20 protein-coding genes are annotated in these 22263 nt (G+C 56.0%); 4 read left to right on the top strand and 16 right to left on the bottom strand.

Annotated elements, in window-relative coordinates; translation table 11 throughout:
• Positions 1-29 precede the first annotated feature (29 nt).
• A complete protein-coding gene (locus OCA8868_RS07980; RefSeq protein ID WP_093996209.1) occupies positions 30-1406 on the top strand; it encodes an FAD-binding oxidoreductase in 1377 nt (458 codons plus the stop codon).
• A gap of 48 nt (positions 1407-1454) precedes the next feature.
• A complete protein-coding gene (locus tag OCA8868_RS07975; protein ID WP_093996019.1) occupies positions 1455-3227 on the top strand; it encodes a bifunctional helix-turn-helix transcriptional regulator/alpha/beta hydrolase in 1773 nt (590 codons plus the stop codon).
• Between the two features lie 305 nt (positions 3228-3532).
• Here the strand turns inward: OCA8868_RS07975 and recN are convergent, their stop codons facing one another.
• The 14 genes from recN to ftsW form a co-directional block, all read right to left on the bottom strand.
• Positions 3533-5182 (bottom strand): DNA repair protein RecN, encoded by a 1650-nt coding sequence (gene recN / locus OCA8868_RS07970; protein ID WP_093996018.1) that lies wholly within the window; start codon positions 5180-5182, stop codon positions 3533-3535.
• Between the two features lie 8 nt (positions 5183-5190).
• Entirely contained in the window at positions 5191-6045 is an 855-nt protein-coding gene (locus tag OCA8868_RS07965) for an outer membrane protein assembly factor BamD (RefSeq protein ID WP_093996208.1), read from the bottom strand.
• A gap of 125 nt (positions 6046-6170) precedes the next feature.
• Positions 6171-7091, bottom strand: a complete 921-nt coding sequence (gene lpxC / locus OCA8868_RS07960; RefSeq protein ID WP_093996017.1) for a UDP-3-O-acyl-N-acetylglucosamine deacetylase — start codon at positions 7089-7091, stop codon at positions 6171-6173.
• Positions 7092-7300: 209 nt separating this feature from the next.
• Positions 7301-8887 carry a cell division protein FtsZ gene (gene ftsZ / locus OCA8868_RS07955; RefSeq protein WP_093996016.1) on the bottom strand — a complete coding sequence of 529 codons (1587 nt, stop codon included), beginning with the start codon at positions 8885-8887 and terminating at the stop codon, positions 7301-7303.
• Between the two features lie 199 nt (positions 8888-9086).
• On the bottom strand, positions 9087-10421 hold the full coding sequence (gene ftsA, locus OCA8868_RS07950) for a cell division protein FtsA (RefSeq protein ID WP_093996015.1): 1335 nt from the start codon (positions 10419-10421) through the stop codon (positions 9087-9089).
• Positions 10422-10438: 17 nt separating this feature from the next.
• The gene (locus tag OCA8868_RS07945) at positions 10439-11317 is read right to left on the bottom strand and encodes a cell division protein FtsQ/DivIB (protein ID WP_093996014.1); all 879 of its coding nucleotides are present in this window, start codon (positions 11315-11317) and stop codon (positions 10439-10441) included.
• Positions 11305-12204, bottom strand: coding sequence for a D-alanine--D-alanine ligase (locus OCA8868_RS07940; protein WP_245848128.1), 900 nt, complete (start codon positions 12202-12204; stop codon positions 11305-11307). The genes OCA8868_RS07945 and OCA8868_RS07940 overlap by 13 nt, the downstream gene beginning before the upstream one ends.
• Positions 12205-12330: 126 nt before the next feature.
• Positions 12331-13266, bottom strand: a complete 936-nt coding sequence (gene murB / locus OCA8868_RS07935) for a UDP-N-acetylmuramate dehydrogenase (protein WP_179214809.1) — start codon at positions 13264-13266, stop codon at positions 12331-12333.
• Between the two features lie 51 nt (positions 13267-13317).
• Complete coding sequence (locus tag OCA8868_RS07930) at positions 13318-13572, bottom strand: DUF2484 family protein (RefSeq protein WP_093996012.1); 255 nt, start codon at positions 13570-13572, stop codon at positions 13318-13320.
• Complete coding sequence (locus OCA8868_RS07925) at positions 13569-13823, bottom strand: DUF2484 family protein (RefSeq protein ID WP_093996011.1); 255 nt, start codon at positions 13821-13823, stop codon at positions 13569-13571. Before OCA8868_RS07925 ends, OCA8868_RS07930 begins: the two co-directional genes overlap by 4 nt.
• 94 nt (positions 13824-13917) lie before the next feature.
• Positions 13918-14145, bottom strand: a complete 228-nt coding sequence (locus OCA8868_RS07920; protein WP_093996010.1) for a hypothetical protein — start codon at positions 14143-14145, stop codon at positions 13918-13920.
• Complete coding sequence (gene murC / locus OCA8868_RS07915) at positions 14142-15560, bottom strand: UDP-N-acetylmuramate--L-alanine ligase (protein ID WP_093996009.1); 1419 nt, start codon at positions 15558-15560, stop codon at positions 14142-14144. Before murC ends, OCA8868_RS07920 begins: the two co-directional genes overlap by 4 nt.
• A gap of 20 nt (positions 15561-15580) precedes the next feature.
• Complete coding sequence (murG, locus tag OCA8868_RS07910; protein ID WP_093996008.1) at positions 15581-16675, bottom strand: undecaprenyldiphospho-muramoylpentapeptide beta-N-acetylglucosaminyltransferase; 1095 nt, start codon at positions 16673-16675, stop codon at positions 15581-15583.
• Positions 16675-17841 (bottom strand): putative lipid II flippase FtsW, encoded by a 1167-nt coding sequence (gene ftsW, locus OCA8868_RS07905; RefSeq protein ID WP_093996007.1) that lies wholly within the window; start codon positions 17839-17841, stop codon positions 16675-16677. Before ftsW ends, murG begins: the two co-directional genes overlap by 1 nt.
• A gap of 138 nt (positions 17842-17979) precedes the next feature.
• Here ftsW and OCA8868_RS07900 point away from each other — a divergent pair, with 138 nt between their 5' ends.
• Complete coding sequence (locus OCA8868_RS07900; protein ID WP_093996006.1) at positions 17980-19167, top strand: BaiN/RdsA family NAD(P)/FAD-dependent oxidoreductase; 1188 nt, start codon at positions 17980-17982, stop codon at positions 19165-19167.
• Between the two features lie 36 nt (positions 19168-19203).
• Here the strand turns inward: OCA8868_RS07900 and murD are convergent, their stop codons facing one another.
• Positions 19204-20595, bottom strand: a complete 1392-nt coding sequence (murD, locus tag OCA8868_RS07895; protein WP_093996005.1) for a UDP-N-acetylmuramoyl-L-alanine--D-glutamate ligase — start codon at positions 20593-20595, stop codon at positions 19204-19206.
• Between the two features lie 169 nt (positions 20596-20764).
• On the opposite strand from murD, the gene OCA8868_RS07890 reads away from it, so the two are divergent.
• Positions 20765-21184, top strand: coding sequence for a SpoIIAA family protein (locus tag OCA8868_RS07890; protein ID WP_093996004.1), 420 nt, complete (start codon positions 20765-20767; stop codon positions 21182-21184).
• Here the strand turns inward: OCA8868_RS07890 and mraY are convergent.
• The gene (gene mraY / locus OCA8868_RS07885; RefSeq protein ID WP_093996003.1) at positions 21181-22263 is read right to left on the bottom strand and encodes a phospho-N-acetylmuramoyl-pentapeptide-transferase; all 1083 of its coding nucleotides are present in this window, start codon (positions 22261-22263) and stop codon (positions 21181-21183) included. The two genes, OCA8868_RS07890 and mraY, sit on opposite strands and share 4 nt — an antisense overlap.

The following is a 22263-nucleotide window of genomic DNA, read 5'->3' as shown; positions in this document are numbered from 1 at the left end:
CTTCAGCCAAGCCAATGAAGGAGAATTCCATGTCCATCGACGCCGCCATTCGTGCGCTTTCCACAGTGTTAGGCGATAGGCTGTCGCTGTCCAAGCCCGATTTGGATGCACACGGCCAATCAGAGTCTCACTTTGATGCAATCGCGCCTGATGCAGTGGCTTATCCGGCTTCAACGGATGAGGTTTCGCAGATCATGACGATCTGTTCTGGGCACCATTGTCCGGTGGTTGGCTACGGCGCAGGCACGTCTTTGGAAGCGCATACACTTGCGATCCAAGGCGGCATTGCGATGGATTTTCGTGACATGGCACAAGTGCTTGAGGTCAACGCGTCTGACATGACCGTGCGGGTTCAACCCGGTATCACGCGCGAGGCCCTCAACGAAGATCTGCGTGCGACAGGCCTGTTCTTCCCAGTCGATCCGGGCGCAAATGCGTCGCTTGGCGGTATGGCCTCCACCCGTGCGAGTGGCACAACGGCCGTGCGCTACGGCACCATGCGCGACAATGTCATGGCGCTGGAAGTCGTGCTGGCAGACGGGCGTATCGTACGAACAGGGTCAGGTGCACGCAAATCCAGCGCAGGGTATGATTTGACTGCGTTGATGGTGGGTTCTGAAGGGACATTGGGCCTCATCACCGAGCTTACCCTAAAACTGCAAGGCCAACCCGAAGCCACCGCCGCTGCCACCTGTGCATTCGACACAATAGACGCAGCCGTTGACGCGGTCACAGCGACCATCGCGATGGGTATCCCAATGGCCCGCATCGAATTCCTAGATGCCGCCAGCGTTGCAGCCGTGAACGCCTATTCCAAGGCTAGCATTCCCGTGTCTCCGCACCTCATGGTGGAATTTCATGGCTCGGATCAGGGTGTCGCGGAGCAAGCGGAACGGTTTGGTGAGATCGCCGCCGAGTTTGGCGGTTCGGCCTTTGAATGGGCGACCAAACCAGAAGACCGAAACCGGCTTTGGCAAATGCGTCACCACGCGTATTGGGCCATTCTAGCATCCCGAAAAGGAGCGACTGCGATCGTAACGGACGTTTGCGTTCCTATGTCCAAACTCGCGCAGGCTGTCGCTGAAACCCAAGCTGACATAGACGCATCAATGATCCCTGCCCCGATCTTGGGCCATGTCGGTGACGGAAACTTTCATGCGATCCTGCTGATTGACCCATCCAACGCGGATGAGAAACGGCGCGCGCAGGAATTATCGACCCGCATGGCCGAACGCGCCATCGCACTTGGCGGCACAATTACTGGCGAGCATGGTGTCGGCATGGGAAAGCTTCCCTATATGGCCGCAGAACATGGCGTGGGTTGGGATGTTATGGCTCAAATCAAACGAGCACTGGACCCGGACAACATTCTCAACCCTGGAAAAGTTGTACGTTTGAACGGATAAGGTGACGCAAGGGTAAACTTCTGCTACTCTTTCAACCTGAGAGGGAAGATGGGTACAGATGACAAACCAGCGGCTTCGCAAGGTGTCGCGAACACAAACGAAATGATCGACCGACTTTACGAAGTCGCCGTCGATCCGTCCCGCTACGAAGCGCTGCTCGACCACTGGGAAGCGATGATCGGGCCTGAACGCTTAGCAGCCCATCACGCGCAACCTTCTGTCATTGGGCTGGACCAACTGGTTGGCCACGTTGAACGCGCGGATCAGGTTTTGGACCGTGTTCTGCGCGACGAAGTTGGCAAAGGGCCGCAATCCATCATCGACCAGATTGACCATTCCGCCGCCTTTGCCGTGGATCAAAGCCTTACAATCACTGCAGCAAATGCCGGTGCCAGCCAATTGTTGCACGTCAAAAGCGGAAGCCGCTTGCAGGATGTCCGACTTGGCGATGGCGACACCGAAGAACTCGCGCATCACATCGCCCGTATGTTGAACAGTGCGCAAAATGAACCCGTGGTGCTTCGTGGCCATACCGCGGACAGCGATCGTCTCGTGGTGTTCCATTTGCGTGTCATTCACACGCCAGACAACGCCCCGTTCGTTTTGATCCTGTCATCAGATATCCATTGGCCCGACGGTTTTTCCGAAATGCTGCGTGCAGCCTTCGATCTTACCCCTGCGGAATCCCAAGTCGTTCGTGCCCTGACCGAGGGCAATACACTTCAACAAGCCGCCGATATTCGCGGTCGCAGCGTTGATACGATCCGTGCCCAGCTCAAGTCCATCATGGCCAAGACTGAAACCCGCAGCCAAACAGAGCTTGTTCGCCTGACGCTTTCGACGATGGAAATTGCACAGTTCACGACCCAAGTTTCAGAAAAAACCAAATCTGTTTCCCAAGGGTATGACACGCTCCCCCCCCGCCCGTTCCAGACGTTTACCTTAGAAGACGGGCGGCGGATGGATTACCTCATTCTGGGCGACCCTTATGGAACGCCACTGATCTACTCTCCGCTCGACTACGGCTTAGTACGCTGGCCGGCGAAAGCCGAAGTGGAAGCGGCACGGCTCGGTATAAAGGTGATTGTACCTGTTCGAGCCGGATACGGAAAATCCGACCCGATCCCCAAGCGCACGCCCTATGTGCCGCAATTGTGCGATGATCTTGCGGCACTGATGAACCATCTGGATGTTGAGGCCGCGCCTATGCTTACCCTTGGCGGAGATACGCATATTGCATGTCAATTCAATCAATTACACGAAGGCCGTATCTCTGCACTTGTGGCTTGCGCAGGTGTTCTTCCACTGACCCGTGCTGAACAATACGACCGGATGGATAAGTGGCACCGCTTCATCCTCGCTGGAGCGCGCTATACCCCTCACCTTTTGCCATTTATGGTTAAAGCGGGTTTTGCTTTGGCGAAGCGGCTTGGGAAACGCGGCTTTCTTCAGGCGGTTTATGGAAAATCGGAAGCCGACACTGCGACCTTTGCGAACCAAGACGTGTTTGAAGCACTCGTCGTAGGTTCTGAAGTTTGCCTTTCTGATGATCATAGCGCCCACGATTCATTCTCTCGCGAAGTCATCGCCCATGAAACGACCGATTGGACGGATTCAGTTCTGGCACTGAAAGGTAAAGTCCCCGTGATCTTGATGAATGGGTTGCAGGACCCGCAGGTTCCGGCTGAAACGCTTGCAGAGTTTCGTCGCGATTACCCATGGATCACATTTGATGTGTTTCCCGACGCAGGACAGTTGCTGTTCTTCGTAAAATGGCCGCAAGTTCTTGAACGATTACAGCAATTTCTGATCAAAACGTAATTTTACCCTAAATGGGGTAAGCGGTTAATTGACCAAAAGGTTAATTTAAGTCTCATTAGAGTGGTACATTTGAATTTTGGCCTTCGGGTCACAGAATTTCTTTTAGATCCCGTGATGCGAATTGATCGTGGATCGGGCTTTTCAGAGAGCCGAGCAATCGGCGCAAGTTTTGGTCGGGTGGTGGCAATGACGTGGGTATTTCAGCGTTAAACACTATCCGGCTTGGCTTGTCATTTCGCAACAAAAATCAGCAATTTCTCCCACAAAACCACCGGAATTGTTGAACAAACGCAACTTGAACCTGATCACTCAGGAAGCAATGCCTTTGCAGCAGCACGGGCTTCTTCAGTTATACGATCACCGCTGAGCATACGCGCGATTTCGTCAATGCGTTCATCATCCATCAAACCAACAACTGTCGACAACGTCGCGTCCTTAGTCTGGCGTTTTTCAACGCGCCAGTGATGATCCCCAAGGGCCGCGACTTGTGGGCTGTGCGTTACGACCAACACTTGGCCCTGCCCTGCCAGCTGGGACAAACGTCGCCCAACAGCATCTGCCGTCGCACCGCCAACGCCGCGGTCAATCTCGTCAAAAATCAAAGTGAGGCCAGATTCAGCGCCCGTCAGGCAGACCTTCAGGGCAAGTAGGAAACGGCTCAATTCCCCACCTGAGGCGATCTTTCCGATCGGACCGGCTGGCGCACCGGGATTGGTCGCAACGGTAAATGCAACGGTATCCACCCCTTCTGGGCCAGCTTCTGCTTCCGTGATTTCTGTAACGAAAACAGCGCGTTCCATTTTCAATGGTGCCAGCTCGCTCGCCATAGCCTTGTCGAGCTTGGCCGCCCATTTACGTCGAGACTCCGTCAATTCGCTTGTGGCTTTGTCGTAACTTGCCTGTGCGATGCCCAATGCGGCATTCAGATCGGCAAGGTCAGATGCACCTCTATTCAAAGCGTTCAAGCGTTCGCGCAAACCGTCGGCAAACGGCGCAAGCTCATCTGCCAGAATGTTGTGTTTGCGGGCCAGACCACGGATCGCGAATAAACGTTCCTCGACCTGTTCCAGCTCAAATGGATTAAACGCCAGCGCATCAATGCAAGTTTCCACACCCCCCTGCGCTTCGCTTAGCTCAGCCATGGCGCGTTCTAGTGCGGCAAGTGGACCTTCCAGTGTGCCATCTGCTTGGTCGGCTGAATCGCTCAGCCAACGCATCGCATCGCCAAGCATTCCCTCTGCCCCGTTCAGGCCAAGTGCTTGTTGTGCTTTAGAAATATCGACGCCGATCTTTTCAGCGGCCTGCATTTTGCGGCGCTGCTGGTCAAGTTCTGCGTCCTCTCCAGCTGTTGGGGCTAGCCCGTCCAGCTCGGCCACTGCATGGCGTAGGAACTCTTCCTCAGCCTGCAATTCAGCGACGCGCGCCTGCGCTTCAGACAGTTCTTTCTTCGCCGCAACCAAGGTTCTCCAAGCGCTACGAACTTTCGTTAACTTTGAATCCAACCCACCGAAATCATCTAGAAGAACACGATGCCCTCGCGGGTTCAGCAAGCCACGATCATCGTGTTGACCGTGCAATTCAACGAGCGTTTCAGACACCGATCGTAAAATTTCCCCACTGACACGGCGATCATTGATCCACGCCGTTTTGCGCCCGTCACGGCTGTTAATGCGGCGTAAAATCAGGGTGTCATCGTAGGTAAACCCCGCCTCGCGCAGCACGTCCCATGCGGCGTGGCTTTCGGTGAGATCGAACTCGGCAATGACCTCACCCTGATCGGCCCCTTGGCGCACAAGCTCGGCGCGGCCGCGCCAACCAAGAACAAAGCCCAATGAATCCAGTAAGATAGACTTGCCCGCCCCAGTTTCTCCAGTCAGCACATTCAACCCCGGTTGGAACGCAAGCTCCAGCCGGTCAATGATTAGCATGTCACGAATATCAAGGCTGCGGAGCATGCCTTAGCCTAGAGCCATTCGCCGCGTACCATCTGACGATAGATGGCCGACAACCAGTTGTCCCCGATGGATTTCGGCTCAAGCCCCTGCCCCGTCAACAACGCAAAGCTGTCTTCATACCACTCGGTCGACTGGTAGTTATAGCCAAGGATCGCGCCAGCGGTCTGGGCTTCTTCGACGAGGCCGAGCGACAAATACGCCTCAACCAAACGGTGTAAGGCTTCGGGTGTGTGGGACGTTGTTTGGAAGTCTTCGACAACAATGCGGAAACGGTTAATGGACGCTGCGAAATGGTCGCGTTTCAAATAGTAGCGGCCGATTTCCATCTCTTTAGCGGCGAGATGGTCAAAGGCTAGGTCAAATTTCAGGACCGAAGAACGTGCATATTCGCTCTCAGGGTAGCGCTCAATCACAACGCGCAATGCCTGCAGCGCTTGGAACGTAAGACCTTGATCTCGGCCAACTTCGTCAATCTGGTCGTAGTAAGATAGCGCCAACAAATACTGAGCGTAGGCTGCGTCAGAATCGGCGGGATAAAAGTCGATGTAGCGTTGTGCCGCTGCACGTGAATTCGGGTAGTCCTTATCACGGTGATATGAAAACGCCTGCATGATCAACGCGCGTTTGGCCCATTCGGAATAAGGGTATAGGCGCTCAATTTCACCGAAGTAGAAGGCAGCGTCATCGCCCTGCCCGCGTTCGAGTTCGAACTCACCGCGTTCAAAGATCTCTTGTGCGGAATATGCTTCCAAAGCGCCAGGTGCACGGGTATCAAGCGCTCCACACCCAGCCATCAGCCCGAGCACAAACACGCCTGTTACCAGACCTTTACGAAGTTTAAAAATGCTGCTGCGGCCTGACATTGAGGCGCCCCCGCTCACGTTTATTGTCCGAACATCTGTTCTCATTGGAAGTGGTCTAGCACATAAATATGGGGTGCAAAATGCCTTTTGCACGCACGCGTTGTCGATTGATAATTGAAGGTAATTTAAGCGACAGCAGGAACGTCAGCCCAACGAATGCCAACACCCGGCAAACGAGCGGCAGTTGCCACATCAGCGTCTCGCCATGCCCAAGCCTCGGGGTCATTAAACAATGCACACAGCAAGGCGTTCGTGACCGCATGGCCAGCCTTTGATCCGGTGTATCGGCCCAAAATTGGGGCGCCTGCGGTATACAAATCACCCAATGCATCCAACATCTTATGACGAACAGCCTCGTCTTTGTGGCGCAGACCACCGGGGCTGAGAACCTCAGCATCATCAACCACAACTGCGTTTTCCAATGTGCCACCAAGGGCGAGACCTTGGGCGCGCATCGCATCCACATCGGACGAACGGCAGAACGTGCGGCTGTTGCTTAACTCACGCACAAAGGCACCGTTAGACATGTTCAGTGTCTTTTCTTGATGTCCAATCGCGCGATCGGCGAAGTCGATTTCAAAGCGGATGTGCAAAGTATCAGCAGGGTCAAGGCGTGCGGTCGCATCGCCGACCGTAACCGAAACTGGTTTCAGTACTTCGAGCACGCGCAAGGGCGCGTTCAAGCGGCGAACCCCAGCGTGCAAAAACCCTTCGACGAATTGCGCCGCCGACCCATCAAGAATTGGCACTTCAGGGCCGGTTACTTCGATCAGTGCGTTGTGCAAACCACATCCGGCAAGTGCCGCCATGATATGTTCAATCGTGGAAACAGACGTCCCTGCCGCGTTTTCGATCCGCGTGTTCAGCGGAGAAACGATGACGCGGTGCCAGAGGGCCGGAACATCGGCTTTGGATGCATCAACGTCCATACGGCGAAAGATGATTCCATGATCTGCGGGTGCAGGACGAACAACAATAGACACAGGCTGCCCGAGGTGGAGCCCCTTGCCTTCAAATGCCACTGTTGTGTCGAGAGTCGTTTGCACGATTAAAGCCTTCTTTGTTGAAAAAGACTTAAGAGGTGGGGGGCCGTCTCTCAACACACTCTTTGCAACGGACTGAAACATCCCTGTTACAAAGTGGCTAAAAACTGCCGTTGTGCGTGCTGCGGCGCGGCAAGCGCCTGATATGCAAATAAAAAGGGCCACCAGCTGGCAGCCCTTCTTCTTAAATCGTGACCTTACGTCACAGCATTTTAGTTCGCTTGGCGACGCAGGAACGCTGGAATTTCGATACGTTCTTGGTCTGCATCAGCTTCAGACGCTGGTGCAGCCTCTTCGCGCAGGGTCGCAACAGGTGGCTGCGGGCGCTCGGCGGCTTGGCTTTCGTTATGACCAGTCATGCGGCTGATCAGGCTGTTCAACCCGCCCATCCGCGGCTTTGCGGCCTCTTCTGTTTCCATCGGCTCTGCGACGGGTGCTGCGGCTGGTGCGCTGCGGGTCGCTGCGGTGCGAAGACGATTAAGCGTTTCCTGGCTTGGTGTGCCAACTGCAGGGCGCTGCGGCGCAACGAATGCGTTAGTTGGCGCTTCGATTTCTGGCTCTGGGCGCGGCTGGTAAGCGGCCGGTGGCAGATCAGCTTCGGCTGCAGCAGCGGCTGCAGGTGCGTCAAATGTTGGCGCTGGTGCCGGTGCAGCGGCAGCTGTTTCATCAAACAACGTTGGTTCAGGAGCCGTTTCTGTAGCAACTTCAGCAACAGCAGCAGGTGCCTCAGCCGGCGCCGGTGCCGCTTCTTCTGCTTTCACTTCAGCTGTAACTTGCTGTGTCAAAGGTGCTGCCATTGGGCGACGTGGAACCGGAATGTCGGACGTTTTCGCAACAGCGTCGATGCCAGTTGCCACAACGGACACACGCATCTTGCCTTCCATGCCAGTGTCCAGCGTGGACCCGACGATGATGTTTGCTTCTGGGTCGACCTTTTCGCGGATCTTGTTGGCTGCTTCGTCGAGTTCGAACAACGTCAGGTCGTAGCCGCCTGTGATGTTGATCAGAACGCCGCGTGCGCCTTCCAAGGAAATCTCGTCCAGCAGTGGGTTCGCGATGGCTTTTTCTGCCGCCTGAACCGCACGGTCCTGACCGTCGGCCTCGCCTGTGCCCATCATCGCCTTGCCCATTTCGTCCATTACGGCGCGAACATCAGCAAAGTCGAGGTTGATAAGACCAGGGCGAACCATAAGATCAGTAACACCCTTAACACCTTGATAAAGCACGTCATCCGCAAGGGAGAACGCTTCGGTGAAGGTTGTGTTTTCATTCGCCAGACGGAAGAGGTTCTGGTTTGGAATGATGATCAGCGTGTCGACAACCTTTTGCAAGGCTTCGATGCCTGCATCCGCTTGGTTCATACGCTTGCCGCCCTCAAACTGGAACGGCTTGGTAACAACACCAACAGTCAGAACGCCAAGTTCACGGGCAGCCTGTGCGATGATCGGTGCAGCACCTGTACCGGTGCCACCGCCCATACCCGCTGTGATGAAGCACATGTGTGCGCCAGCAAGGTGGTCAACGATCTGTTCAATTGATTCTTCTGCGGCAGCGGCACCAACGGTTGCACGAGCACCTGCACCCAAACCTTCGGTTACTTTGACACCCATCTGAATTTTCGCATCCGAGCGGGACTGCTGAAGCGCCTGCGCGTCTGTGTTGGCAACAACAAACTCAACACCTTCAAGCTCTTGCTCGATCATGTTGTTTACTGCGTTACCGCCTGCGCCGCCTACACCAAATACGGTGATGCGTGGTTTCAGTTCTTCCTGCCCGGGCATGGAGAGATTCAATGTCATGTGCTGTCCGCCTGTCTTGTTGGGCCCGTCCCATCGGGCGTTCTTGTCGAATTATTTACTGGACCTTAACGGCCTCTGCCCCCTGGGTCACGTCTAAAGTGCCAAAAAACCGCAAAATGTGGGCCTCTTGGCGAGATTTTCCGCCGTATCTGGGGTGATCGGCGAAATCTTGCGTATGCGTGGGTAGTAACCCACGGAACTACCAGTTCTCTCGGAACCAGCGAACAGCCCGTTTGAAGGAACGTGCCGGATATTTCTCGGCGGGAATATCGAAGTCCCACCACTCATCCTGCGGGTTCGCCGCAAAAAGGCTGAGGCCAACGGCGGCCGAAAACGCCGACCCTGTCGCCGCTTGCGGCAAGCCTTGAACGCGCAATGGACGACCAAGGCGCACTTGCTGGCCAAGGATTTTGCTGGCCAGACCATCAAGGCCCGGAATTTGGCTGCCGCCCCCTGTCAGAACGATCTGTTGGCTTGGCAAATGTTCAAAGCCCGCGGCGTCCAAACGCACACGTACCTCTTCAAGTATTTCTTCAACCCGTGGGCGCATGATGCCGATAAGCTCCGCGCGGCTGACGGTGCGACGATCGCGTTCCCAGTCGCCTGTGTTGCTGCCAACTTCGATCATTTCGCGGTCGTCCATGCCCGTCGCCAGCACGCCTCCGTAGAATGTTTTGATGCGTTCTGCCATCGCAGGTGCAACTTGCAGACCCATGGAAATATCAGACGTCACGTGGTCCCCGCCCATGCGCACAGCGTCCGAATAGATCATGTGTTTGCGCATAAAGATCGAGATACCGGTAGACCCGCCGCCCATATCGATGCAGGCCGCACCGAGTTCCTGTTCATCCTCAACCAGCGACGAAATCCCCGCCGCATAGGCCGATGACGCAATACCCGCCAACTCGAGGTCGCAGCGTTTGATGCAATACAGCAGGTTTTCAATGATGCTGTCTTCGACAGTCATCATGTGCATATCGGTCGTCAGGGTTGTGCCGATCTGCCCGCGCGGGTCTTCAAGACCAGAGCGGTGATCCAGTGCGAAGTTGATCGGTTGCGCGTGCAGCACTTGGCGACCCTCGCCAATGTCTGGCACTTCGCATTCCGCCAGAACACGGCCAATGTCGCCTTCCGTTACAGTTTGCCCCATCACATCAACCTGCCCGTCCAGTCCGTAGGACCGCGGGCGGCCACCGGACAGACAAGCTATCACGTGATCCACGCGAACATTCGCCATCTTTTGCGCTGCTTGAACAGCGGTACGCACTGCACGTTCAGTTTCGGCCATGGCCTCAACCTCGCCAAAACGAACACCACGTGAACGGGTGGTTGCGGCCCCAATCACCCGAAACGACGACTGCCCCGCCATGGAACCAACACCATCCCCATCGCTATATTGCTCAGGCCCGTCAAAACGCAGAACAAGGCAGGCGATCTTGGAACTGCCTATGTCCAAAATTGCAATGACACCACGTTGCATGGCTGCTTGGCGCATAGCGCGCATGGCGCGTTGGGATTGGTAAAGATCTCTCATTTGTTACACACCTATTCTTATTCTTGTTCGGCGTTGATCTGACGCAAATTCGTTACGGCCTGTTCATTCATTCGGATTGTCGGGCGGGCTGGATGGCGCATATCGACCACCGCTACATCCCGTTCCAGCAAGTCTTGGGCTTGGTTCAATGCAACCACCCGTTCAAACGCGGGCACTGGATTGTCTGTCGGTAGTAGAATGCGTTGACCACTGTCGAGGATCACGTCCCAACGACGTTCGCCCATCCGCACCACGCCGCGCATACGTGGCATCAACGGCCCCGCAACACGGTAAATTTCAAGCCCTTCATCGAGCGCTTCCCGAGCGCCATCACCTGTGATCAGCGGCAAATCCGAACGGTCTGCGCGGGCGATGATATTTTGAATTAGCACGCCTTCGCTATCGATCAGCTTAAGCCCTTCAGGGGCCCGAAACACCGCAACCGGAACGCGCTGCGTAACGTTGACCTGCAAAACGCCCCCTGGACGCACACGTAATGAGACATCCGCAACAGCGGGCAAAGCCGCAACCGTTTGGCGCATTTCTTCTAAGTCGAGGTCAAAGTTGGATTGCGGAAATTCCAACGGCAAGACCGTGCGAATATCGGTGGCCAACGTATCGTCAGCCCCGTCAATCGCCATCATCTTAACCATGAATTCATCGCGCTGCTGAAGCTGGGTTTTGGTGTTGTTGTAGGCGTCCGCGATCATCTGACGGTTCGCTTCACGCGCTGTCCAACCTGCGATCAGGCCACCAACAACTAGCATTGGAACGCCAACTTTTACAAGCTTGCGGAACCCAGGTGTCAGCATCAAACGCTGGTAACGGTACCCCCAACGGGATGGCGCCGGGTCGCGGCGTACACCTTCAGGACGCTGAGCCTTTAGCGATCGCATGACGCGTCCTCCACCATCCAAGTCATCAATTCTGGGAATGAAATTCCGACATGTGCCGCCTGCTCTGGGGCCAATGATGTTGGTGTCATACCCGGTTGCGTGTTGGTTTCCAGCAAGATTAGCCCATCAAGGCCACGGCTCTCGTCCCAACGGAAATCCGAACGGCTAAGCCCACGACAGCCAAGCGCGTTATGGGCGCGGACCGCGTAGTCCATACAAGCATCGAAAATGTCCTGCGGGATGTTAGCGGGCAGAATATGTTTGCTGCCGCCGGCACCATATTTGGCTTCATAGTCATACCAGCCATCCACAACGATATCGGTGACCGTTAGCGCGCGACTTTCAGCAGATGCAGCCCCCGCCCCCCTCACGGCTGTCGTCAACTCGCGCCCCGGCGCAAAGGTTTCAACCATCATCACATCCGGCAATTCCGGTGCGATCTTTGGCGTCCCGTTTGCCGCTTCATGCACAAGGTAAATTCCAACGCTGGACCCTTCATCGAAAGGCTTCACAACGTAGGGTGGCTCCATCACATGGTCCGCTTGAATCTCGACCTTGGTCGCCAAAATGCTTTCCACAAACGGCAAACCGTGGGTGCGATACACGTCTTTGGTCTTCTGTTTATCCATCGCAATCGCAGACGCCAGAACGCCGCTGTGCGTGTAAGGGATGCGCAACCATTCCAACACGCCCTGCACAACACCATCTTCACACCACCGCCCGTGCAGCGCATTAAACGCGACATCTGGCTTGGCGGCTTTCAGCTGTTCCACAAGGTCAGCACCGGCATCAATCTCGACCACATCAAAACCTGCGACGCGCAACGCGGCCGCACATTCTTTGCCTGAACTGAGGGATACCTCACGTTCAGCCGAGGGGCCGCCCATCAGAACGGCTACGGTTTGGGGTGTCCTGCTCGACACGCTATCGCCTCTTTCGCGACCCTTTGTTGGGTCGTCATATACTTTGTTTACCGCGCCCCTGCCTGTGGGGCTTTGATCCGTTAAAGGAGATCAGTCTTTCGGGGCCGGTTCACCAACCCTCATAATTTCCCACACTAACGTTAATCCACTGGTTTCGTAAACCTTTTTTCTAACGCTTTCCCCAAGGTTTTCGAGGTCGGCCGCCGTTGCGCCCCCCGAATTGGTCAAAAAGTTGGAATGTTTTACGTTCATCACCGCGCCACCGACGGCTGCGCCACGCATGCCAGCGTCGTCAATCACCTTCCACGCCTTCAAATCTTGGCTATCATCCGCCTTTCCAGTGCTGGAAAAACCCGCAGGGTTACGGAATGTGCTGCCAGCGGTGCGATCCTTGGTTGGCTGGGTCTCATCACGCTTGGCCAGCTGCGCCGCCATGCGATCCTCAAGGGTTTGAGGATCCTCGAGTGGCGCTTTCATCGTGGCCGAAACAATCACCGCGCCCTCTGGCAATGACGAGGAACGGTACTGCAAATCCAGCGCATCGGCCGCCAACGTTTGCACAGAGCCATCGCGCATCACAACACGTACGTTCTGCAAAACATCGGCCATATAGTCGCCGTAACACCCTGCGTTCATTCGAACAGCGCCGCCAATGGAGCCCGGAATTGTCCGTAGAAACGTCAGGTTCAACCCCTGCGCCGCTGCCTTGCGCGCCACATGCATGTCCAGTGCCGCGGCCCCTGCCCGCACGGTGTTTCCGTCAAACTCAATCCCGTTGAATCCACGCCCAAGCCGGATCACGACGCCGCGCACACCGCCATCTCGCACGATCAGATTGGACCCAACGCCCATCGCGAAGACAGGAACATCTTCCGGCAAAGCAGCCAAGAACGCGCATAGGTCTTCTTCATCCGCAGGCTGGAACAACACATCCGCAGGCCCGCCCACGCGCATCCACGTCAGTTCTGACAGGTCACGGTTTGGCGTTAACACGCCGTGCACTTCGGGCAAATCATTCAACATCATGGGGCTCGTTTAGCGCGACACACCACTGCTGCCAAGCATTTGTCGCGTCTCTTAGCTTTCTGTCTTCGCCATTACGCGGCGTATCCAGCGCCCCAAATAGATCACCGGCCAGCGCAGCACACTGCATCCAGCAACCAAAAACGCCATCCCCCAAAGCGGGCCGTTGATGTATGTAATGTAGCCCAGCAACGGAATGCCAATCGCGATCAGCACATAGGCCCGCGTCCACAGGTTATCGCGGCTTGGCAACATCGCCAAAACATTGGCCGCAACCAGCCAAGCGAATCCCAACCCCACTGCCATCATTTCGGAATCTCCGGCCGTTGACCGCGTGCGCGAGCGAACAAATATCTAAGCGGGTTGCGAAACATTGACGCAAACCCAATGAATGCCGCAACGCCCCAGCCCCAGCCAAAGTCATAGCCCAGCCAAAGGATCAGAACCGGCGCCACCAACAACAATGTAACCCCCGGCACATATTGCCGGCGCATCGGCAGCAACGCGGTTCCCGTCGCGACCAAAACCCAGAGGGCGGCAATGACAATCGACCAACTCACGCCCAGATCCTCTTTGTCTCTGTTTCAAAAATATCCCGGGGGCGCGGGGGCTGGCCCCCGCATTGGTCGGATTGGCATAGCCAATTCGAACCCATCACAATATGCCACCCAAAACCATACGCCGAATAGGGCGCGCAAACATCAGCCCGCCCCCCATTGCCCCCAACGCAAGCGTCGCTTCACCAGGGTTATGCTGCATGTGAATTAACATCATCCCAACAAATGCAATCGAAAACGCCCAAAACAGGCGGCGCACCCATTTGATCATCGGCAACAGCGCGGCAATCAGAACCGCCCCAAGGATGAGCCATTCATAGGTCACGCTTTCAAAAGCTCCGGCAGCGCGTTGGCCCAGCTGGAAATAGAACCCGCGCCAAGACACACGACCATATCGCCCGGCTTGGCTTGTTCTTTCACCAAGCGCACCAAGTCAGCCTCATCCGTGATGGCACGGGCATGGCGGTGGCCCGCGCGGATCAATCCGGCGACCAGATCATCGCGCGTCGCGCCCTCAATCACGTCCTCACCAGCGGCGAAAACCTCGGAAATAGCGACGACATCCGCGTCGTTGAAACAGGCGCAATAGTCATCAAAGTGATGGTGAACACGGGTATAGCGGTGGGGTTGGTGCACGGCGATGATACGCCCATCGCAGGCTTGGCGTGCGGCCTTTAGAACGGCCAGAATTTCGGTCGGGTGGTGACCGTAATCATCAATAATCGTGACCCCATCCACTTCGCCCACACGGGTAAAGCGACGGTTCACACCGCCAAAGTTTTCCAAGGCAGACCGGATTTCTTCGGCCTTCATCCCCAAATGCCGCGCAACGGCGATTGCCGACAATGCGTTTGAGACGTTATGATCCCCCGGCATCGGCAATGCGCAGTTTTCGATCGTCATGTCTTCGTTTTGCAAGACCACGTCAAAATGCGCGACGCCCTGCTTATATGTCAGGTTGATCGCGCGCACGTCCGCTTGTGCGTTAAACCCGTACGTCATGACACGGCGGTCGGTGATTTTCCCAACCAAAGCCTGAACGTCACTGTCATCGGTGCAGCACACAGCCAGCCCGTAAAACGGAATGCCGGACACGAAATCATAAAACCCGCGGTGCAGGTTTTCCTCGGTACCCCAGTGCTCCATGTGCTCAGGGTCGATGTTGGTCACAATCGCGATTGTCGCTGGCAAGCGGTTGAACGTGCCATCAGACTCGTCCGCTTCAACCACCATCCATTCGCCGTCGCCAACGCGCGCGTTGGACCCATAGGCGTGAATGATACCGCCGTTCACAACCGTTGGGTTGAAATTACCGCCATCCAGCAGCGCCGCAACCATAGTTGTGGTCGTCGTTTTGCCGTGCGTCCCCGCGACCGCGATATTAGATTTCATGCGCATCAGTTCGGCCAGCATTTCGGCGCGACGCACGATTGGAAGACCTCGGGCACGGGCTTCGTCCAGTTCTGGATTGCCCGTCTTGATCGCACTGGAAATCACGATGACTTCGGCGTCTGCGATGTTTTCAGCCTTTTGACCGACAAACACATGTGCACCCAGTTTTTTCAGGCGCTTAGTGATCGGGCTTTCCTTCAGATCGGACCCCTGCACCACATAGCCGTGCGACAACAGCACTTCGGCAATCCCTGACATGCCAATACCGCCGATACCCACGAAATGGATCGGGCCAACGTCGAGGGGGAGTTTTGTCGCTGCTGCGTTCATGGGTCTGCTTCCGTCCATCTTCTTTTTGTTACTCGTATCTACGGTTTGGGTTGGGTCAATTCCAACGTCAGCGCGACAAGTGTTTCTGTCGCGTCCGGCTTCCCGCAGGCAAGGGCTGCTTGGGACATGGATTGCGCTTTGTTTGCGTCGCCCAAGATATCTGCAATCTGCGTGGATAAGCTGTCGACTTGCAGGTCTGCTTCGGCAATCGCAATTGCAGCGCCTGTTTCAACCAACTGGCGCGCATTTGCGGTTTGGTGATCTGATAGCGCCATTGCATATGGCACAAGGATCGCGGGGCGACCGATGACGCTCAGGTCTGCGATAGACGACGCGCCTGCGCGGGAAACCACCAGCTGGCATTCAGACATCAGCGTCGGCACGTCGTTAAAGAACGGCTGCACGTCTGCGGGAATGCCTTCGTCTGCGTAATACTTCGCGACGCGTTCAAGGTCCTCGGCGCGGGCCTGATGGCTGACGCGGATGTTGCGACGAATGGCCGAGGGAAGCCCCGAAACCGCAGGCGGCACAATGTCTGACAGGATACGTGCGCCCTGCGAGCCGCCCATCACCAGAATGGACATCGGGTAATCACCCGGTGCGATGTATCCCGCCCCCGCACGTTCCAAAATTGCATTACGCACGGGGTTGCCCACGGGCACGCCTTCGACACCGGCGGGCAATTCTGTCGGCCATGTTCCGCAGGCAACCTTGTTCACGCGCTTTGAGAAAATCTTGTTAACACGGCCCAGCACGCCGTTTTGTTCGTGGATCATCGTGGGCTTGCGCAAAATCCACGCCGCAGACATCGCCGGAATAGTTGGATAACCACCAAAGCCGACAACGACGCTGGGCTTGTCGCGCAGCATCTTAAACACTGCCGAAACCACCCCACCTGCGATCGTGAACGGTGCCCTGAGCTTGGCCACCAAACCGCCCCGCGCGAAGGTGGCCGATCCGACCTGTTCGATTTCAACCGCATGGGGAAAGCCGCCCGTGTAGCGCGCGCCGCGCACATCCGTGGACAGCTTAACCCGCCAGCCGCGTGCCAGCATCGCTTCGGCCAAAGCTTGGGCTGGGAACATATGGCCACCAGTGCCACCTGCCGCGATAATCAAAAGTGGATCAGACATTACCGGCCCCGCCGTAGCAAAATGTCACCGATTTGGCCCTGTGGACGCGTGCGCGTGAACGCCAGCAACATGCCGACCGCAATCGCGGACGCGATCACGGACGAACCACCGTAGCTAACAAACGGCAATGTCATGCCTTTTGCAGGAAGCAAACGCACCGCCACCCCCATGTTAATCATCGCTTGAACACCAACGATGCAGGCAAGCCCACAGCCAGCCAAACGAATGAACGGGTCCCGTTCTTTCATCAAACGCATCAGGGACCGTACGACGACAGTTGCATAAAGCCCGATGATCGCAAGAACACAGATCAATCCGTATTCCTCGGCCGCGACTGCAATAATGAAGTCTGTATGCGCATCAGGCAGAGACCATTTCACCTGCCCCTCGCCCACACCAACACCAAAGAACCCGCCTTCGCGAATGGCGTTTGTGGCATAGCCAAGCTGCGTGGTCGGGTCGACGTCAGGGTTCAAGAAACCGTCAATACGACGCGCAAAGTGTTCGGAGTTCGAATAGGCAACCGTGCCGCCAAAGGTGACAACACCAGCAAGCGCGACGAGAATAAGCATCGGCGCACCGGCAACGAAATACATCACGCCCCAGCCAAACAGGATCAACGCGGATTGGCCAAAGTCAGGCTGCATGGCCAGCATCAACACGATCACCGCGGTCAGAATAAGGGAATATGACTTACCAGGCGGGCCGCCAATCTCTTGGCTCGCAGCCATAAACCATGCGGCCACAACGATAAATCCAGGCTTTAGGAATTCGGACGGCTGCACAGATGCAAAGCCCAAGGAATACCAACGCACGGCACCTTTGCCAAAGTCCGTTCCCAAGAACGGCAAACCAGCAAGGGCAATAAACGCTGCCAAAAAGCCAAGCGTAGCCAATCGGCGCACCAAAGTCGGGGACATCATCGAGGTGACGACCAATACAACCATGGCGATGGAGCCAAACAACGCCTGACGTTGCACATAGTGGAAAGGTTCAAACCCGTTCTTAGCAGCCAAAGGCGGCGAAGCGGCCAGCCCCAACAACATTCCAATTCCGAATAAAATGATGACGCATGACAGCGTCCATTTATCAACCGTTCTCCACCAACGTGGAAGAACCGGATCGCCCGATTGCACGGGGATCGCACCGAAAACCATTTCTGTCATGGCGACTGCCTTACTGCCTCAAAACGCCCGTTTGCCGGGTCTGGTTTCAACTGTAACGTCAAAAGCATCACGTTTCCAGTGAAATGACGCTTCTTTAGCCCTCTTGTGCACGAGACGTTTTCAAGGCACCTGAACTGCATGCATGTAAACACTCTTATTCTTGGCGCTGGCGCCGCTGGACTTCACTGCGCCGCCTTCGCGGGGACCAGCACATTGGTTGTCGATCACGCCAAATCCGCGGGTGAAAAAATCCGCATTTCGGGTGGTGGGCGTTGCAATTTCACCAACCTTGGCACGACGGCGGCGAATTTCATCAGCCGGAACCCGCATTTCGCGAAGTCCGCATTGGCACGCTACACGCAGTGGGATTTCATTGACCTGATGGATCGCTACAAAATCGCGTGGCACGAGAAAACGCTGGGCCAGCTGTTTTGTGACGACACAGCCAAAGACATCATCGCGATGCTTCTGGCCGAGGTTGCAAACGCTGGCGGCGAGGTTTGGACACAAACCAGCATTGGCAATATTCGTCACGACGGGGCGCAGTTTCAGGTCGCGCTGAAACGACACGGGCAGGCGCAATTGGTAACGGCCGCCAATCTGGTCGTCGCGACGGGCGGCAAATCCATCCCGAAAATGGGCGCGACGGGGCTGGCTTATGACATTGCGGATCAGTTCGGGCTGGCCGTTACAGAAACGCGCCCTGCCCTTGTGCCGTTCACGTTCTCGGATGAAAAATTCAAACCGCTGGCAGGCGTCGCCACCCCCGCGCGCGTCACAACAAATGACGGCACAGCCTTTGATGAAGCGCTGTTGTTCACGCATCGCGGGCTGTCTGGCCCTGCTGTTTTGCAGGCATCGTCCTATTGGGTGGATGGCGAAGATATAGCTGTCTCCTTGTCCCCAGGCTTTGACCTTGCCAGCGCATTAAAGGCCGACCGTACCTCAGAAGGCCGTAAGGCACTAACGACAACATTGGCCAAGTACCTGCCTGCTCGTTTGATCGAATTTATTGCTTCCGAACTCAAACTGAGCGGAAACACGGGCGATCTGTCAGATGTCCGCATCGAAGCGTTGATCGCAGACCTTCGCAACTGGACCCTCAAACCATCGGGCACCGAAGGTTACCGCACCGCCGAAGTCACGGCGGGTGGCGTGGACACGAACGGCTTGTCGTCAAAGTCCATGGAAGCCAAAACGCAAAACGGTCTTTATTTCATTGGCGAAGCGGTGGACGTCACAGGCTGGCTCGGCGGGTATAACTTCCAATGGGCGTGGGCGTCAGGGCATGCCGCAGGAACGGCGATTGCGGCGCGTGAGGGCTAAGGTCGGGATCTGAGTTTTTTGGCCAAGATGAAGGTACTAGAGCGCGTTTACACAGTCGGTGAAGTCCTCACCGCGTTTCTCGAAGCTGTCGTATTGATCAAACGATGCGGCTGCTGGGGCAAGGAGGACGGTTTCACCCGACTGAGCCTCGGCTGCGGCCTTGGTTACGGCTGTTTTCATGTCACCGCAGATTTCAACATCCACACCCTTAAGCTTCATGGCGAAAGCTGCGGCCTCACGCCCGATGACATAGGCTTTGACGACGGTTGGTGCCGGTAGCAAGGCATCCAAGCCGCCCTCTTTTTCCAAACCGCCGCAAATCCAGCGGACCTTATCAAAGGCGGCTAATGCTTTGGCGGCTGAGTCCACGTTGGTGGCTTTGCTGTCATTCACAAACCGCACACCATCGCGTTGCGCGATCAACTGGCTGCGGTGCGGAAGGCCCTTAAAGCTGTGCAAAGCCTGTTCGATCACCCGCGGCCCGATGCCCAAGGACCGGCAGGCAGCGTAGGCCGCACAAGCGTTCTGGTGATTATGTGCGCCGGGCAGTCCGGCGATTTGTCGTAGATCGATTGACCCAATTTGCCGCCCCTTTCGCGTTTCGCTCAGAAACCCTTTGCGGGCAAAGATGTTCCAGCCGTCCCCGCCAAGTTTCGTGCCAGACGAGACGCGGATCACGCGATCATCTGTTGGGCCTTCGGAGAGTTGGTTGGCGATGTAGTTCCCTTCAGGTTCATCCACGCCTATCACCGCGCGGTCAGGGCCGCCTTCAGCGAACAGGCGGCGTTTGGCGGCGAAGTAACCTCCATGCCCGGCGTGGCGATCCAGATGATCTGGCGAGAGGTTAGTGAACACGGCCACATCCGGCGTCAACGCGCGAGCAAGGTCGGTTTGGTAACTGCTCAGCTCAAGCACGATGACTTCTCCGTCATGGGCTTCATCAATGTCCAAAACACCGCGCCCGATGTTTCCGGCCAGCTGTGTAGGGCGGCCTGCTTCTTCGAGGATATGATGGATCAGCGCGGAGGTCGTTGATTTACCGTTTGAACCCGTTATCGCAATGACCTTCGGGATGGTTTCGAAATTGTCCCAACCACCCGTTGCAAAGCTGCGAAAGAATAACCCGATGTCGTTGTCGACGGGGCAGCCCTCAGTCATCGCACGGGCAATCGCGGGGTGCGGCTCAGGGTAAAGATGCGGGATTCCAGGAGACGTGATCAACGCTGAAACGTCCGCAAACGCGCCTTGCTTGGTCAGGTCGCGCAACGTTGCGCCCGCGTCATTGGCTTTGTCGGCGGCTTCAGGGCTGTCGTCCCAAACGATCACATCGGCGCCACCAGCCTGTAGCGCCGTAACGGTCGCGAGCCCCGAGCGTCCTAGACCGAGAACCGCGACGGTCTTGCCAGAATAGCCTTGCACTGGAATCATGTTTTCTGCCCCTTTTATTGGCGCGCAGAGTGCAGTGCGCGCGCCGGTTTCGCAAGCTCAGGATCGCCGTCCGCCGAGTTTGTTCAATCTTGTGCAATTGCGCCAGATCAAGGCGGCGTAGCTGCGAATAACGTACAATGAAAGCGTGATCAAAAGAGGAGGACACGCGGTGTTATTGGTTCACAAAACCAAATCCGATCGTCTCGACATCCTAGTAGGTGGCCCGCTTGACGCGGAAATGATGAAACTCGGCCTCGAAGATTTGTTCGAAAAGTCCGAGGGGATTTCAAATGGTCAAATGCTCATAAAGGTTGCGGATTTTGCGATGCCGACATTTGGTGCAATAATGATTGAGATGGCACGGCTGCCGTCGTTGTTTAAAACGATGCACCGTTTTCAAAAGCTCGCCGTTTTAACTGACGCGAAGTGGATGCAAACCGCTGCAGAGATTGAAGGCGCACTTATGCCAGGCCTTGAGGTAAAGGCATTTGATACCAAGGACGAACCCGCTGCTGAAGCTTGGCTTACTGGTGCGACTGTGCTGGTTGAAGAAGAGGAAGATGATCCAACGGACAATATGCCCGTTTAGCGCACTTTCAGCGTTGCAAGACCAATCACCGCGAGGATCAAAGAAATGATCCAAAACCGGATAACAATTTGCGGTTCGGCCCATCCCTTTTTCTCGTAATGATGGTGAATTGGCGCCATTAGGAAAACGCGTTTCCCTGTACGTTTAAAGTACAGCACTTGGATTATGACGGACATAGCTTCGACGACAAAAAGGCCTCCAACGATTGCGAGGACGATCTCGTGTTTCGTCGCGACAGCAATCGCGCCCAGCGCGCCGCCAAGTGCCAGCGAACCAGTGTCACCCATAAACACGGCAGCAGGCGGGGCGTTGTACCACAAGAAACCCAAACCACCGCCGATGATACCCGCTGCAAAGATCGCCAGTTCACCTGTCCCGGGCACGTAGTGCAGTCCAAGTTCTGTCGTAAAGTCGGTACGGCCAACGAAATAGGCGATAATCGCAAAGGCACCGGAAGCGATCATAACGGGCATAATCGCAAGGCCGTCCAGACCGTCGGTCATGTTCACAGCATTCGCCGCACCTACGATAACGATCATCGCAAAAGGAATGAACAACACGCCAAGGTTGACCAATACGTCCTTGAAAACTGGCAACGCCAGTTGGTTTGTCAGCTCATCTGGGTGATATTGCGCGGCCCAATAGGCGGCAACGCCAGCAATCAGAAAGCCCAGCGCAAGACGCAATTTACCGGACACGCCTGCTGTATTCTGCTTGGACACCTTGGCATAATCATCGGCAAAACCGATCAGGGCGAACGACATGGTGACGAATAAAACCATCCAAATGAACGGGTTATCCAGACGGGCCCACAGCAAGGTCGACGTCAGCAACGCGCCAACAATCAACAAACCACCCATCGTCGGGGTGCCCGCCTTGGCAAGGTGGCTTTCAGGGCCATCATCACGGATCGGTTGGCCTTTGCCCTGACGGGCACGCAACACGCGGATCAACGAAGGGCCGAACACAAAGCCAAAAATCAGGGCCGTCAGAAATGCACCACCTGCACGGAACGTGATATAGCGGAACAGGTTGAAAAAGTCCCCGCCGTCAGAAAGTGCCGTGAGCCAATACAACAT

The organism is Octadecabacter ascidiaceicola (assembly GCF_900185015.1).
Classification (GTDB): domain Bacteria; phylum Pseudomonadota; class Alphaproteobacteria; order Rhodobacterales; family Rhodobacteraceae; genus Octadecabacter; species Octadecabacter ascidiaceicola.
Note: the sequence above shows the minus strand (reverse complement) of the source record. Positions and strands in the feature narration are given on the sequence as shown.